This window comes from Parasaccharibacter sp. TMW2.1890 (genome assembly GCF_023337645.1).
Classification (GTDB): Bacteria; Pseudomonadota; Alphaproteobacteria; order Acetobacterales; family Acetobacteraceae; genus Bombella; species Bombella apis.
Map to the genome: position 1 here is coordinate 107,868 of NZ_NWUV01000004.1, position 14,522 is coordinate 122,389.

Below are 14,522 nucleotides of genomic sequence, written 5' to 3' on the forward strand. Positions count from 1 at the left end.
ACGATTTTCTTCATCCGCACGGACGGCACGCCACCATGCGGACGGAGAATCATCAGGTTTCAGACAGTTATGTCAGTTCTCGATGTAAGCCTTGATGATATGATCCGGATTCTGGACCATGCCAGAAGCCCCGGAGCCACGCTTGATCTTGTCCACATGCTCCATGCCCTCGATCACCTGACCGGCAATGGTGTACTGGCCATCCAGGGACGGCACACGGTCGAACATGATGAAGAACTGGCTGTTGGCGGAGTTCGGGTCCATCGTGCGGGCCATGCCCAGCGTGCCACGGTCGAAGGTGGCGGTCTGGCTGAACTCGGCCGGCAGGTCAGGATAGGAGCTGCCGCCCGTCCCCGTGCCTGTCGGGTCACCACCCTGTGCCATGAAGCCCTCGATCACACGATGGAACTTCACGCCGTTATAGAAACCCTCATTGGCCAGCGTCTCCAGACGCTCGACAGCCTTGGGGGCCAGATCGGGACGCAGGGCGATGACCACCTTGCCATCCTTCAGCTCCAGAACCAGCTTCTTGCCTGTTGTCGTACCTGTCATTGTCGTGCTCTCCCTGAGCTGATCGTTACCATCCTGACCACCGGCCCATGCCTGTGTCAGAGTTCCACCGGTCAAGGCAGAAACTGCTGCAAGACCGGCCATGAAATGTCGCCGTCTCATGTCTGTTCTCCTGTCAGTTTTGCCCGCACGAGACGGGCAGTCATGGGGCTGACAAATGGGGAAATATCCCCCCCAAGACGGGCAATTTCCTTCACGATCCGGCTCGCCGTCGTACGGTGGCTCTCGGATGCCAGAAGAAAAACCGTTTCAATCTCCGGGGCCAGACGCCGCAGCGCACCGGAAAGCTGGGTCTCGAAATCGAAATCCCCGGCAGAACGCAGACCACGGATCACCGTGCCCGCCCCGGCCTGCCTCACGGCATCCACCAGAAGCGTGTCAAACCCGGTGACGGAAATGCGGTCCTTATGCGGCAGGGCGGCCACTTCCTGCTCCAGCAGCTCCCGTCGCTCCTCGAAACCCAGAAGGGGCCCCTTGGCATCATTGATCGCCACACCGACCACGACATGGTCGAACAGGGCCGCCGCCCGGTCGATCACGTCCAGATGACCGAACGTGACCGGGTCGAACGTGCCGGGATAGAAGCCGATGCGCCGGTCAGTCATCCGTCCCACCGGCATCAGCCGCCGGGGCAGCTCCGGTGTCTCCACCGTCCGCCCCATCAGCCTCGGTCTCACCCTCGGCGGTATCGTCCGCATCATCTTCCATCACGGGGAAGACGCTGATGATGCGCTCGTCACCATCCACACGGAAGAGCGTCACACCCCCTGCCTGACGGGACATCACACGCACCTGCTCGACCGGCAGACGGATGAGACGGCCCGTATCCGTCACCATCATCACGTCCGTGCCATCCAGCGTCACGAGCGTGCCCACGACCTCACGCCCACGGCGGGCGTTGGAGAAGGTCATGTTGTTGATGCCCTGCCCGCCACGGCCGGAGACACGATAGTCATAGGCCGAGGACCGCCGCCCGAAGCCCGTGTCCGTCACGGTGAGCAGGATCTGCTCCTGCGCCTCAAGCTCGGCATAACGGTCTTCGCTCAGCGGGCTGTCAGCCAGAATCTCCTCAAGCCCTTCCTCATCGGAAGCCAGCTCGCTGCCATCCTCGATCTCTTCCTCCAGCCCCTCATCCCCGGGCTGGGCCGCCAGAACACGGCGATGGGCATTGGCAGCCCGGAGGTAAGCAGCCCGCTCCTCCACGCTGGCCTCGACATGGTTCAGCACGGCTAGGGAAACGACCCGGTCACCGTCAGCAAGGCGGATGCCCCGCACACCGGTGCTGCCACGGCCAGCGAAAACACGCAGCACGTCATCCGTGATCTGGAAGCGGATGGCCCGGGCATTACGGGTGGCGAGGAACACGTCCTGCCCCTCCCGGCATGTTGCCACGCCGATCAGCTGGTCATTCTCATCCAGCTTCATGGCGATCAGACCGGAAGAACGGATGTTGCGGAAGTCGCTCAGGCGGTTGCGCCGCACGTTCCCGCTCGCCGTGGCAAAGACGAGATGCAGGTCATCCCACAGCTCCTCATCCTGCGGCAGCGGCAGAACGGCCGTGATGGTATCCTCGCCCAGCTCCGGCAGCAGGTTGACCAGTGCCCGCCCCTTGGCCGTCGGGGCCGCCTCCGGCAGGTGCCAGACCTTCATGCGGTAGGCCTTCCCGCCCGAGGAGAAGAACAGCACCCACTGGTGGGTATGGGCATTGAAGCTGCGGATGACGATGTCATCGCCTCGCCGCCCCGCTGCCGTGCGGCCACGGCCACCACGGTTCTGCGAACGGAACAGCTCCAGCGGCGTCCGCTTGATGAAACCGTCCCGTGTGATGGTCACCACCATCTGTCCCGGCTCGATCAGGCTCTCATCGGACTGGTCACCCAACGCATCGGAGATTTCCGTGCAGCGTGGGTCAGCCAGAGCAGCACGGGCGGCCTGAAGCTCGTCCCGCATGACCTCCATGCGGCGCACATGGCTGCCAATGATCTCCAGAAGCTCCGTGATGCGGGCACTGACCTCTGCCAGCTCCGCCTGAATCTTCTCACGCTCCAGACCGGTCAGACGCTGGAGGCGCAGCTCCAGAATCCCACGGGCCTGCGCTTCTGTCAGATGGACACGGCCATCGACGATCACATTGCCTTCATCATGGATCAGCTCCAGCAGCGGCTCCACATCGGCGGCAGGCCATGTGCGTGTCATGAGCTGCTCACGGGCCGTGGCGGCATCCGGGGCGGAACGGATGAGGGCGATCACCTCGTCAATGTTGGCCACGGCCAGCACCAGACCGACCAGCAGATGCCCCCGATCCCTCGCCTTGTTCAGGTCGAAACGGGCACGGCGGAGAATCACATCCTCACGGAAGCGGATGAAGGCCTCCAGCACGTCCCGCAGCCCCATGGTGCGAGGACGGCCTTCATCCAGTGCCAGCATGTTGACGCTGAAGCTCGTCTGAAGCTGGGTGAAACGGTAAAGCTGGTTCAGCACCACTTCCGGCGTGGCGTCACGCTTCAGCTCGATCACCACCCGCATGCCGGAACGGTCACTTTCATCCCGGATGTCGGAAATGCCCTCAATGTCCTTGGAGCGGACGAGATCGGCAATCTTCTCCTGCAGTGTGGCCTTGTTGACCTGATACGGAATCTCCGTCACCACGATGGCGAAGCGGTCCTTGCGGATCTCCTCGATCTCGGCACGGGCACGGACAGGGATGGAGCCACGGCCCGTCTCATAGGCCTGCCGGATGCCCCGACGGCCCATGATGATCCCGCCGGTCGGGAAATCCGGCCCCGGGACGATCTGCATCAGCTCTTCCAGCGTCATGTCCGGGTTGGCGATCAGGGCCAGAACGGCATCGATCACCTCGCCCGGATTGTGGGGCGGGATGTTGGTGGCCATGCCCACCGCAATGCCGGACGCCCCATTGACCAGAAGATTCGGGAAGGCAGCCGGAAGAACCTGCGGCTCCTGCTCGCTCTCGTCATAGTTGGGCTGGAAGGCGACCGTATCCCGGTCAATGTCATCCAGCAGGAAGGAGGCAGATTTGGCCAGCCGGGCCTCGGTGTAGCGCATGGCCGCCGGACTGTCGCCATCGACAGACCCGAAATTGCCCTGCCCATCCACCAGCCGCACACGCATGGACCAGGACTGCGCCATGCGCACCATGGCGTCGTAAATGGAACTGTCACCATGCGGGTGATATTTACCCATCACGTCACCGACCGCACGGGCCGACTTGCGGTAGGGCTTGTCCGCCGTGAAACCACTCTCCCGCATGGCGTACAGGATACGCCGGTGCACGGGCTTGAGGCCGTCACGCACATCTGGCAGCGCACGGGAAACAATCACCGACATCGCATAGGCCAGATAGGAGGAACGCATTTCCTCTTCAATCGTCACCGGGAGGCGGTCGGAAGGCAAAATATCGTGCGGCTCGCTCAAGACAGGTCCACCAGTTTTCTGTAAATGGTCAGTGATCGAGCATAACCCATTCTACCTCAGGTGCCTAGTTCCTCCCCACCCGCCCTGCTGCAACGTGACCGGATACCCCGCCCCTCCCCCATGCCTTTTTCTCCTCCTCTTCCTGCCCCCCACATCACGGAACTGCCATGGTGCCCCCCGGAGCGGCTCTTCCCCCTCTGCCGGGAGGGAGGCGCATCCGTCTTTCTCGATAGCGGCGGCCCGGCAGAACAGGAACGGCATCGCTGGAGCTTCCTCTGTCCCCGTCCGGCCGGACGGCTCACCCTGCCCCTGGCGGAGATGCACCATCTCCCGCAGCATCTGCGGGCCTTTCTGGCCGCCCATGCACCGGCGGGCCGCCCTTTCCCCCATCTGCCGGAACTTCCCTTCACCGGCGGCGTGATCGGCCTGCTCAGCTATGAGGCCGGCATGGCCCGTGAGGGCCTCACCTCCCGCCACGCAACGGACTGCCCCGCCTTCACCGCACTGGCCTGCCGGGACCTGTTCATTTTCGACAGGCGGGAGCAGAGGCTCTGGTGGGCCAGTGCGGACGGCACCCCACCACCGGGCCAGCCCGCCACCACGGCCAGACCGGACCACCCGGGGCCGTCTCTCACCCCCGTGGCCGAACAGGATGCCGCCACGTGGCAGGCTGCCGTCCGGACCGTGCAGGAGTACATTGCGGCCGGAGACATCTTTCAGGCCAACCTGACAATGCGCTGGGTCGCCCCCCGCCCGGAGACGCTTGATCTGCACGCCCTCTACAATCAGCTCCGCACTCGCTGCCCGGCCCCCTTCGGGGCCTGGTTCCACACGCCGGACTTCACGCTGCTCAGTGCCTCGGTCGAACGCTTTCTTTCACTGGACCGTCAGGGACGCATCGAGACACGGCCCATCAAGGGCACCTGCCCCGTCAGTGATGATCCCCAGCAGAATGGCGCCCTGAAAGAGACCCTCCACAGGGATGAGAAAGAGCTGGCCGAGAACCTGATGATCACCGACCTCATGCGCCACGACATCGGCAGGGTCTGTCAGCTGGGCAGTGTGGATGTTCCGCAGCTTTTTGCCGTGGAACGGTTCGCTCACGTTCACCATCTCGTCTCCAGCGTGACGGGGCAGCTTCAAAGGGACCATGATGCCGCCGACCTTCTGGCAGCCACGATTCCCCCCGGTTCCGTCACCGGAGCCCCGAAATACCGGGCCATGCAGATCATTGATGAGGTCGAGTCTTCTGCCAGAGGAGCCTATTGCGGCACGCTTTTCCGGCTGGGCTGGGATGGTGCGCTGGACAGTTCCGTCATCATCCGCAGCATCAGCGCCACAGCCAGCCATTTGCAGGTAGGAGCCGGTGGGGGCATCACCTACCCTTCACATCCAGAGCGGGAATATGAGGAAATGTGCCTCAAGGCCGCTCCCCTGCTGGCCGTCCTGCGTGACCATGGAGCCTGATGCATGGCACCCACACCCTGCCCCTTTCTCTGGCTCAATGACCAGCTGCTCCCGGCGGACAGTCCAGCCATCATGGCACAGGATCGTGGTTTTCTGCTGGGTGATGGGCTTTTTGAAACCATGCAGCTTCGCCACGGGGCTGCCCCCCGGCTGGAAGCCCATCTGGCACGGCTGGAAGATGGCTGCCATACCCTGCGCCTGCCCTTTCCCGGACGGGACACGATCCGGCAGGCCCTGCCCCACCTGATGGCTGCCAACAGCCTGACGGATGGTTCCGCCCGCCTGACCCTCACACGAGGCCCCGGCCCAAGAGGGCTGGCTCCGCCTGTCAGACCACACACCACACTGCTCATCACGACAGCCCCGCCGTCAGAACAGTCCGCCCCCCCCGTCCGGCTGCATGTCAGCACGCAGCGACGGGACAGGCAGGCCGTGCTGAACCGGGTGAAGTCCCTCAACGCCCTGCCCGCCATCCTTGCCCGCATGGAAGCACGGGAAAAAGGGGCCGATGATGCCCTCTGGCTCACCCACGAGGGTGAGATTGCCGAAGCCACAGCCGCCAGCTTTCTGGCCCTGCTGGATGGGCAGATCGTCACGCCACCCCTCTCCGCCGGAATCCTGCCCGGAATCTCCCGGGGCCGCCTGCTCTCTGCCGGTCTCTGCACGGAACGCCTCCTGACGGAAGCCGACATTCCCAAGTTCCAGGGGGCCTGGCTCATCACGGCCCTGAGCCTGACCCCGGTCGCCGCCATAGGGACGCAGGCGCTGCCACTTCAGCCGGAACAGACGGGCCGGCTGCGGCATTTTCTTTATGACGCCTCATGACGTCTCCATCTGGACCATTGAATCCCTCCCGATCAACCGCCACATTTCCCCCATGACTGCTGACAAACACACCGCTCCCTCCCTGCCCAAGGCCCCCGTGGCCCGGCGCAATCCCGTCGTGCTGGAACAGCTCGGCCGCACCCGTACGGATTCCTACGCATGGATGAAGGACGAAAACTGGCAGAAGGTCCTGCGGGACCCGTCCGTCCTGCGGGATGACATACGCTCCCATCTGAAACAGGAAAACGCCTATACGGAGGCCGTCCTCGCCGGAACGGTGCCGCTTCAGGAAGACCTCTTCAAGGAGATGGTCGGCCGCATTCCTCCGGCAGAAGAGTCCGTGCCGCTGCCTGACGGGCCGTGGCTGTACGGCCTGCGCTTCGAGAAGGATGCCCAGTACCCGCTCCATGTCCGCCGCCCCCGCAAGGCCGGGGCCAGCGAGGCCGACGGACCGGAAGAAATCCTGCTGGACGTGAACGAACTGGCCGCCCGGCACAGCTTCTACAGCCTCGCCCAGGCCGCCCACACAGAGGACCACCGTTATTACGTCTATGCCGAGGACGTGCAGGGGTCGGAAGTCTACCGGATTCAGGTCAGGGACCTTGCCACGGGTGAACTCTGCGCCCCCGCCGTGGAAAGCAGCACGGGCAGCTTCACCCTCTCCCCGGACAGCCAGCATCTCTTCTGGATCTACCGGGACGACAATGGTCGCCCCTCCCGCATCTATCGCCGCCCGCTTCTGGGTGGTGAGGACACGCTCATCTTTGACGAAACCGACCCCGGCTTCTTCCTCAGCATCGGTGTCAGTGCCTCCCGGAAATGGATCGCCATTGAAAGGGGTGACCATGACACGAACGAGACCCTGCTCATCCCCGCCTCAGACCCGACGGCCATGCCCAAAGTCGCTGCACCGCTGGTGCGGGGGGAACGCTACAGCCTGACCCACTGGCAGGACCGCTTCATCGTCCTGACCAACGCAGGCGGGGCCGTGGACTTCAAGCTGATGACGGCCCCGGAAGCCACGCCGGACCGTGCCCACTGGCGGGAGTTCCTGCCCCATGAGGAAGGCCATTTCCTCCTCGGTGTCAGTGCCGGGAAGGACCATCTGGCCTGGCTGGAGCGGCGCAACGGCAATACGGAAATCTTCACCCTCAGCCGTGAGGACGCCGACAGGGGCGACATCCGCCGCCATGCCCGCCATATCAGCATGGACGAACCCGCCTATACGCTCAGCCTGCTGGGCGTGCTGGAATATGACCAGCCCTTCCTGCGCTACATCTACCAGTCCCCCACGACCCCGGCGCACTGGTATGATTATGACATGCGGACAGGGGAGAAAAACCTCCGCAAGGTGCGGGAGGTTCCCTCGGGCCACGACCCTGCCGCCTATGAAACACGCCGCCTGTTCGCCCGGGCTGATGATGGCGCCATGGTGCCCGTCACCCTCCTGATGAAGAAGGGGACGAAGCTGGATGGGCAGAATCCCATGCTGCTGTACGGCTATGGTTCCTACGGCATCTCCATGGAGGCCAGCTTCTCCACCACCGCCCTCAGCCTCGTGGACCGTGGCGTGATCCATGCCACGGCCCACGTGCGGGGTGGCAGTGAAAAAGGCTGGAACTGGTTCCTTGAAGGGCGGGCAACCAAAAAGACCAACAGCTTCACCGACTTCATCAGCTGTGCCCGGCACCTGATTGCCGAAGGCTACACCGCCCCCCGCCGCATCGTGGCGCATGGGGGCTCGGCAGGCGGGCTGCTGATGGGAGCCGTTGCCAACATGGCACCGGAGCTGTTTGCCGGTATCGCCGCACAGGTACCGTTCGTGGACATGCTGAACACCATGTCGGACGTCTCCCTGCCGCTTACGCCGCCGGAATGGCCGGAATGGGGTAACCCGCTGACGGACCCGGAGGCTTACGACCTCATCGCCAGCTATTCTCCCTATGACAATATCCGCCCCGTCTCCTACCCGGCCATCCTGGCCCTGGGAGGGTTGTCCGACCCACGGGTGACCTACTGGGAGCCTGCCAAATGGATCGCCCGCCTGCGGGAAGAGGCACGGGGGGGCCCCTTCCTCTGCCAGATCAACATGGAGGCAGGACACGGTGGCTCCTCAGGCCGTTTTGCCCGCCTGAAGGAAGTGGCTCTCGTGCAGGCCTTCGCCCTCTGGAGCCTGAAACAGGCAGAAAACTGACCTCCTGAAAGAAAAGCCCCTGCTCCTTTTACGGAACAGGGGCTTTTTTCTGGCGGTCCCGCCCACTTACTGGAGATCGTCGCCCTGATCTTCCGAATCGAGTTCAGAGAGCTGGTTACATATCTTGCCCAGCCGTGCATTCTGCCCGGCAACCCCACCCCCACAGGCCGTGCGGGCATCCCGGCCGCAGCTGGCAATCACGCTCTCCATGTCCGATTCCAGCACATCCCGTAGAAGACCGACATCGAAGCTGCGCTGGGCCGTTTCCTCGTCATCCAGCTGCTTCTGCACCTTGCGCATCTCATCCAGGGTCTTCAGGCACTGGTTGCCCGCCGAATTCGGGCTGACGCGCAGAACAGCAAGGATATTGTTCACCACGACGCCCTTGGCATTCACGGCTGGGTCGTCATCATCCGTTCGGGCCGCACCCCCTGCCCAGGCCTGGCTGGCCAGACAGAGGCTCCCCAGGAAAAGAACCGGCACGAGCTTGCGGAAACATGAAGGACGAAAAGATGGAAACTGGCTCATGCCGGGCAGCATAATCTGAAAAGGATCAGGAAGAAATGGGGTTTTGGCCGCCACAACCTTGACTCACCCCCAAAGGACAGGGTATGCGGACGCCAAGTTTCGCGGGCGTCTCAGCCCTGCATTATGAGAGCCGCTGTCCGGAAGGGCAGGCAGGCCTGTCTTTTCTGTCGGGGAGCCTGAACATCATGAAGATCCGTAACAGCCTGAAGTCCGCCAAGGTTCGTGACAAGAACTGCCGTGTCGTGCGTCGTCGCGGCCGCGTGTATGTCATCAACAAGCAGAACCCGCGCATGAAGGCCCGTCAGGGCTGAGCTGACAGACGGATGGGACGGTGCGGCATGTCCACGGCTCCGCTGCGCCACCCTGTCTTTCATGCTCTGAAGCGTGAAGCCCCCTCCGGGGGGCTGAAGCCTCCCGCTTTTCGGCTGGGGGCTTTTTTTATGGCGGCGGCCTGTCTGTTCTACAGTGCAGGGCCAGCGGCCATGGCAGCCACCGCTCCGGCCCACAAGCCAGTGCAGGGCCAGCCCCATGCAGCAATACCCGCACCCGACTCCAAAAACAGCCTTCATGTTCCACCGCCCCCAAAGCCGCACAGCCCGAGCCTGAAAGAAAAGCTGGAACAGACCGAGCAGGCCATTGCCAGCGAACAGGATGACCAGAAGGCCCACAGCCTGATGAAAAAGGCTGACACGCTGCGCCTCTACAGTGTCAAGAACAGTGGCCGCATCCTGCTCAGCGAGGCACAGGATGAACTCAAACAGGGCCATACAGGTGACGCTGAAAAAGACCTCTCCGCGGCTCTGACCCTCCAGCCCGACAACGCCTTCCTCCGCCGCCAGCGGGCTGCCGTCCGCTTTCTCGGCAATGATCTGACAGGAGCCGTGCAGGACCTTCAGGTGGCGCTGGTGCATGACCCTGGCGATGCCCAGAGCTGGGACATTCTGGCCCACACGCAGGAACATCTCCACCATCCCCATCAGGCCCTCCATGCCTATACCGAGGCCCTGACACACGCCCCCCTGCTCCCGGACGGACAGAAACGCTACCGGCAGCTGGAACAGCAGGCCAACGGCATCCCGGACTGACCTTTCCCGGTTACATGAAAGACACCGGGTCCACGTCCACGTCGATGCGGGCATCATTCTTGCGGGGCGCACCGTCCAGCCACCGCCTCAGCAGGGGCTGAAGGGCGATGTCCCGCCGGGTCCGCAGGAGAAGACGGTACCGGTACCGGTCCCGCAACAGGGCCAGAGGGGCCGGAGCCGGCCCCAGAACCTGAATCCCCTCCCCCCGTGGGGCGTGCATGGCCAGCAGGCGGGCCAGCTCCTCCGCCTGCCGCTCCTTCGGCGCACTGACGATCACGGCAGCAAGACGCCCGTAAGGAGGCCAGAATCCCGGACGACGCTGGGCGGCCTCCTGCTCCATGAAGCTGATGAAGTCATTGGCCAGCAGGGCCTTCATCACCGGGTGATCGCCCGCATAACTTTGCAGCATCACCTGCCCCGGCTTCGTGCCACGCCCTGCACGCCCCGCCACCTGATGAAGCAGCTGCATGGTCCGTTCCGCCGCCCGCAAGTCACCCCCACCCAGCCCGAGGTCCGCATCCACCACCCCGACCAGTGTCAGGTCCGGGAAGTGCCAGCCCTTGGCCACGACCTGCGTGCCAATGATGAGGTCCACCTCCCTGCTGGCAATTTTCCGCACGGCCTCTTCCATGGCCGTGGGCGAGGTCAGCGTGTCGGAGGCCATGCTCAGCAGCCGTGCATCCGGAAAGCGGGCCTGTGCCTCCTCATGAATGCGCTCCACCCCCGGGCCGATCGGCACGAGACTGTCCTGCGCCCCGCAGGATGGACAGGCACTGACAAGTGGCTGGGTGTATTCACAGTGATGACAGGCCAGAATCCGGCGGCGCCTGTGCTCCACCATCCACGCCGAACAATGAGGGCATTGCAGGCGGTGCCCACAGGCACGGCACAACGTCATCGGCGCATAGCCACGCCGGTTCAGAAACAGCATGCTCTGCTCCCCGGCCTTCATCCGCTCTTCAATGCTCTCACAGAGCAGAGGGGATAGAAACTGCCCCCGCTCCGGGCCATGCTCCTTCATGTCGATCAGGGTGATCTCCGGCATCTGGGCCGTTCCATGCCGGGCCTCCAGCACCTCATGACGGAAGCGCCCCTTCTGCACATTGACGAGCGTCTCCATGGACGGTGTGGCGGAGACGAGAATGACCGCCCCCTGCACCAGCCTCGCCCGCACGATGGCCATGTCCCGCCCGTGATAGAGAACACCTTCTTCCTGCTTGTAGGTGTTCTCGTGTTCCTCATCGACCACCACAAGCCCGAGACGGGCAAAAGGCAGGAACAGGGCAGAGCGTGCCCCCACGACAACCTGCTGCCGCCCCTCGGCAATGGCGCACCATGTCTCCCGCCGTGTCTTCTGCCCCAGCTCGGAATGCCAGACGGCAGGCCGGATGCCGAAGCGCCGTTCAAAACGGTCCGTCCACTGGGCCGTCAGGACGATCTCCGGCAGCAGCACCAGTACCTGCCTGCCCTGCCTCAGGCACGCTGCCACAGCCTCGAAATAGACCTCCGTCTTGCCGGACCCCGTCACCCCCTCCAGCAGCGTGACATTGAAGGTCCGCTCCTCCACGCCGGCCACCAGAGCCTCCGCCGCCTCGGCCTGCTCTGCGGAAAGGGTCGGCGGGGCATGGTCCGGGTCCGCCTGTCCGGCAGGGGATGGTACCTCCATGAGGCACTCTTCCAGCACCCCTGCATTGGCCAGACCCCGGATCACCGCCGCACTGGCCCCGCTCTGCGCCGCCAGCATCGCCGTGGTGCCGGGACCACCCTGTTCCAGAGCCTCCAGAACGGCCCTGCGGGCCGGGGTCAGACGCAGCGTGTCCGGCAGGGGGCCGGGTTTCCGCATCCAGCCCATGAGGGGTTTCATGCTGCCCGCCTGCGCCGGAACCCGCAGGGCAATGGCCAGCACCATGCCCGGCGCACTCAGGCCATAGGCCGCCACCCAGTCGATGAACTGGCGGAGATCATCCGGGAGGGGCGGTACATGTTCCAGCACGGCCGAGATGGGACGCAGTTTTGCAAAAGCGAACGTTTTCCCTCTGGAGACCGGACGGAAATCGACAGGAAGATGGGCTGGCTCGCCGTCCCACACACAACCTGTCAGCTCCTGCCGCCCCAGCGGCACACGCACCAGCGTTCCCGGTGCCAGAAGCCTGTCGGACCGATAATCCAGCGGGCCATCGAAGGGACGGGGCACCAGAACGGAAAGACGATGACCGGCTTCCATTCTCCTGCTATGGGGAGGGAGGCTGTTTTCTGCCATGTCTTCATCCTAACCTCTCCGGCAGGGAAATACCATGCGCCTTCCATTTGGAAGCCCCCCCTCCAGCGCCATGACCATTCATACGGCCCATGAGGCCCTCACGGCCTGGCAGGACTGGCTGACCCATGAGAAAAGAGCCAGCAAGGCCACACGGACAGCCTATCTGCACGATGTCTCCCTCGCTCTCGGTTTCTTCAGCCGCCACTTTGGTGGGGACCTGCCGCTGGAAGCGCTGGACAAGCTGACACTGGCTGATTTCCGCTCATGGCTGGCCCATGAAACGAACCGGGCCGAAAAGATGGCCCGCCTCCATCCCGGCAGCCGTCACACGCCAGATGGCCACGCCCGCAGCCGGGCCCGCCGCATCTCCGCTCTGCGGGCCTTTTACCGCTATCTGGAAAAAGAACACCGCATCACCAATCCGGCCCTCACCCTCCTGCGCAGCCCCCGGCTGAAAACCCGCCTCCCCCGCCCTCTGACGCCGGAAACCGCACGCACGGCCCCGGACGGTATTGCCGACCAGACAGCCGATGGCCATTTTGCCCTGCGGGATGCCGCCCTGTTCACCCTGCTATATGGCACGGGCCTGCGCATCAGCGAGGGACTGTCCCTCAATGTCGGTGACGTGGAGCGGATCAGCGATGACATTCTGTTTGTCACAGGCAAGGGAGGGAAGGAAAGAGCCGTGCCTGTCCTGCCCGCCGTCCGGGATGCTCTGGGACGCTGGCTGGCCGTCCATCCCTCACCCCATGCCAGTGCACCGCTTTTCTGCGGCGTACGGGGTGGACGCCTCAATCCGGGTGTGGCCCAACGGGCCATGCGGCAATGGCGCCTGATGGAAGGACTGCCCGATTCTGCCACCCCCCACGCCCTGCGCCATGCCTTTGCCTCCCACCTGCTCCAGAATGGAGCAGACCTGCGGGCGATTCAGGAACTTCTGGGTCATGCCAGCCTGTCCAGCACACAGATATACACGCTGGCAGACGAACATCACCTCATGGAGGTCTGGCAGAAGGCCCATCCCCGGGCCGACCGTTGACAGCTCCTTCCTGATCCAGACTGACCTTTCATTGCCGACCTCTTCGGACAGACCCATCATCCCATGACGACGCACGCTTCCCGTTTCCTCCCTTTCCTCACCGGCATCATTCTGGCATTTGGCAGTTCCTTCATGGCGTCTTCTGCGGCTCTGGCCTCCAGCCTCGAACCGGCCTGCCGCCAGACCCACATCACCACGCTGCCCCTCAAGGAAACAGGCTATTACCTGACGACCGTGGCGCAGATTCATGGCCACTCCCTCTCCATGATCGTGGATACAGGGTCCGAGGGCAGCCTGCTGACACCAGATGCCATCACCCACCTGCATCTCACCCCCAATGAGGAAGATGCCACCATCATCTCCGGGCCGGACGGACGGGGGCATGTAGTGCCGACCATCCAGCTGGCGACCATCACGCTTGGACAGCTCACCTATCACCATCCTGTCCTGCCTTTGGGCACCCTGCCGGGATTCCCCGCCATACAGCCCCCCGTGCTGGGGCTGATCGGCATGGACCTGCTCGGCCATTATGATCTGGACCTCGACCTGCCCCATCACCGGCTCAGCCTGTGGGACATCCATACCGGGTCCCTCCTCTGCCGCCAGCCGCCTTTCTGGTCCACACCGGGGCAGCGGCTTGTCGCCCAACGCATCCGCAACCGGTTCTTCATCCCCTTCACGCTGGATGGTCAGAAAGGGCTGGCGCTGATCGACAGCGGGGCCCGCTCCCACATCATCAGCCGGGACTTCGTCCACAGGCTCGGCATCACGAAAGAGCAGCTGGACCGGGACCCCGGCGGGACCAGCGCAGGCATTGGCGACAGGGAACACCGCTATCACTGGCACCGTTTCAACCGCCTCACCCTTGGCGGGCAGACCCAGCTGCACCCGGTCCTCACCGTCACTTCCCTGCATGAACAGGCCGACATGCTCCTCGGAGCCGACTGGCTGATCCATCATCAGCTCTGGCTCTCGGCAGGGCCGGAGGGGGCCGTTTTCATACACGCCCCCTGAAATGGAATTTTCATGAAGAAAAACGTAAAAAAGTGATATTTCTCTATTGCCAACAACACCGTATCCCGCTAGATAGACGCCATCCCAAGGGAACGACGCTTTTCC

The 14,522-nt window shown here is 63.7% G+C and carries 12 protein-coding genes; 7 read left to right on the top strand and 5 right to left on the bottom strand.

What is annotated here, in order from left to right; translation table 11 throughout:
- Positions 1-72 precede the first annotated feature (72 nt).
- The 3 genes from CPA54_RS08395 to gyrA all read right to left on the bottom strand — a co-directional run bounded on the left by CPA54_RS08395 (position 73) and on the right by gyrA (position 3,945).
- A complete protein-coding gene (locus tag CPA54_RS08395; RefSeq protein ID WP_043561902.1) occupies positions 73-552 on the bottom strand; it encodes a peptidylprolyl isomerase in 480 nt (159 codons plus the stop codon).
- A 116-nt stretch (positions 553-668) separates the two neighbouring features.
- Positions 669-1,175, bottom strand: coding sequence for a pantetheine-phosphate adenylyltransferase (gene coaD / locus CPA54_RS08400; RefSeq protein WP_373364577.1), 507 nt, complete (start codon positions 1,173-1,175; stop codon positions 669-671).
- Entirely contained in the window at positions 1,168-3,945 is a 2,778-nt protein-coding gene (gene gyrA / locus CPA54_RS08405; RefSeq protein WP_081562510.1) for a DNA gyrase subunit A, read from the bottom strand. Before gyrA ends, coaD begins: the two co-directional genes overlap by 8 nt.
- A gap of 120 nt (positions 3,946-4,065) precedes the next feature.
- On the opposite strand from gyrA, the gene CPA54_RS08410 reads away from it, so the two are divergent.
- The 3 genes from CPA54_RS08410 to CPA54_RS08420 are packed head-to-tail and all read left to right on the top strand — an operon-like array spanning position 4,066 to position 8,491.
- A complete protein-coding gene (locus tag CPA54_RS08410) occupies positions 4,066-5,472 on the top strand; it encodes an anthranilate synthase component I family protein (RefSeq protein WP_249086097.1) in 1,407 nt (468 codons plus the stop codon).
- Positions 5,473-5,475: 3 nt separating this feature from the next.
- Positions 5,476-6,297, top strand: coding sequence for an aminotransferase class IV (locus tag CPA54_RS08415; RefSeq protein ID WP_103765745.1), 822 nt, complete (start codon positions 5,476-5,478; stop codon positions 6,295-6,297).
- 52 nt (positions 6,298-6,349) lie between these two features.
- The gene (locus CPA54_RS08420; protein WP_249086151.1) at positions 6,350-8,491 is read left to right on the top strand and encodes a S9 family peptidase; all 2,142 of its coding nucleotides are present in this window, start codon (positions 6,350-6,352) and stop codon (positions 8,489-8,491) included.
- 66 nt (positions 8,492-8,557) lie between these two features.
- Here CPA54_RS08420 and CPA54_RS08425 read toward each other — a convergent pair whose 3' ends face one another.
- Positions 8,558-8,974, bottom strand: a complete 417-nt coding sequence (locus CPA54_RS08425; protein ID WP_043561914.1) for a hypothetical protein — start codon at positions 8,972-8,974, stop codon at positions 8,558-8,560.
- A gap of 230 nt (positions 8,975-9,204) precedes the next feature.
- Here CPA54_RS08425 and ykgO point away from each other — a divergent pair, with 230 nt between their 5' ends.
- Together ykgO and CPA54_RS08435 are read left to right on the top strand one after the other, a co-directional pair.
- A complete protein-coding gene (ykgO, locus tag CPA54_RS08430) occupies positions 9,205-9,330 on the top strand; it encodes a type B 50S ribosomal protein L36 (RefSeq protein WP_043561915.1) in 126 nt (41 codons plus the stop codon).
- A 27-nt stretch (positions 9,331-9,357) separates the two neighbouring features.
- A complete protein-coding gene (locus tag CPA54_RS08435) occupies positions 9,358-10,104 on the top strand; it encodes a M48 family metallopeptidase (RefSeq protein WP_248630819.1) in 747 nt (248 codons plus the stop codon).
- Between the two features lie 10 nt (positions 10,105-10,114).
- Here CPA54_RS08435 and CPA54_RS08440 read toward each other — a convergent pair whose 3' ends face one another.
- Positions 10,115-12,364: a primosomal protein N' gene (locus CPA54_RS08440; protein WP_103765741.1), complete on the bottom strand. Its 2,250-nt coding sequence runs from the start codon at positions 12,362-12,364 to the stop codon at positions 10,115-10,117.
- Positions 12,365-12,398: 34 nt separating this feature from the next.
- Between CPA54_RS08440 and CPA54_RS08445 the strand changes: the two genes are divergently transcribed.
- The gene (locus tag CPA54_RS08445; RefSeq protein ID WP_227656450.1) at positions 12,399-13,403 is read left to right on the top strand and encodes a tyrosine recombinase XerC; all 1,005 of its coding nucleotides are present in this window, start codon (positions 12,399-12,401) and stop codon (positions 13,401-13,403) included.
- A 63-nt stretch (positions 13,404-13,466) separates the two neighbouring features.
- Positions 13,467-14,417: a retroviral-like aspartic protease family protein gene (locus CPA54_RS08450; protein WP_249086098.1), complete on the top strand. Its 951-nt coding sequence runs from the start codon at positions 13,467-13,469 to the stop codon at positions 14,415-14,417.
- Positions 14,418-14,522 lie beyond the last annotated feature (105 nt).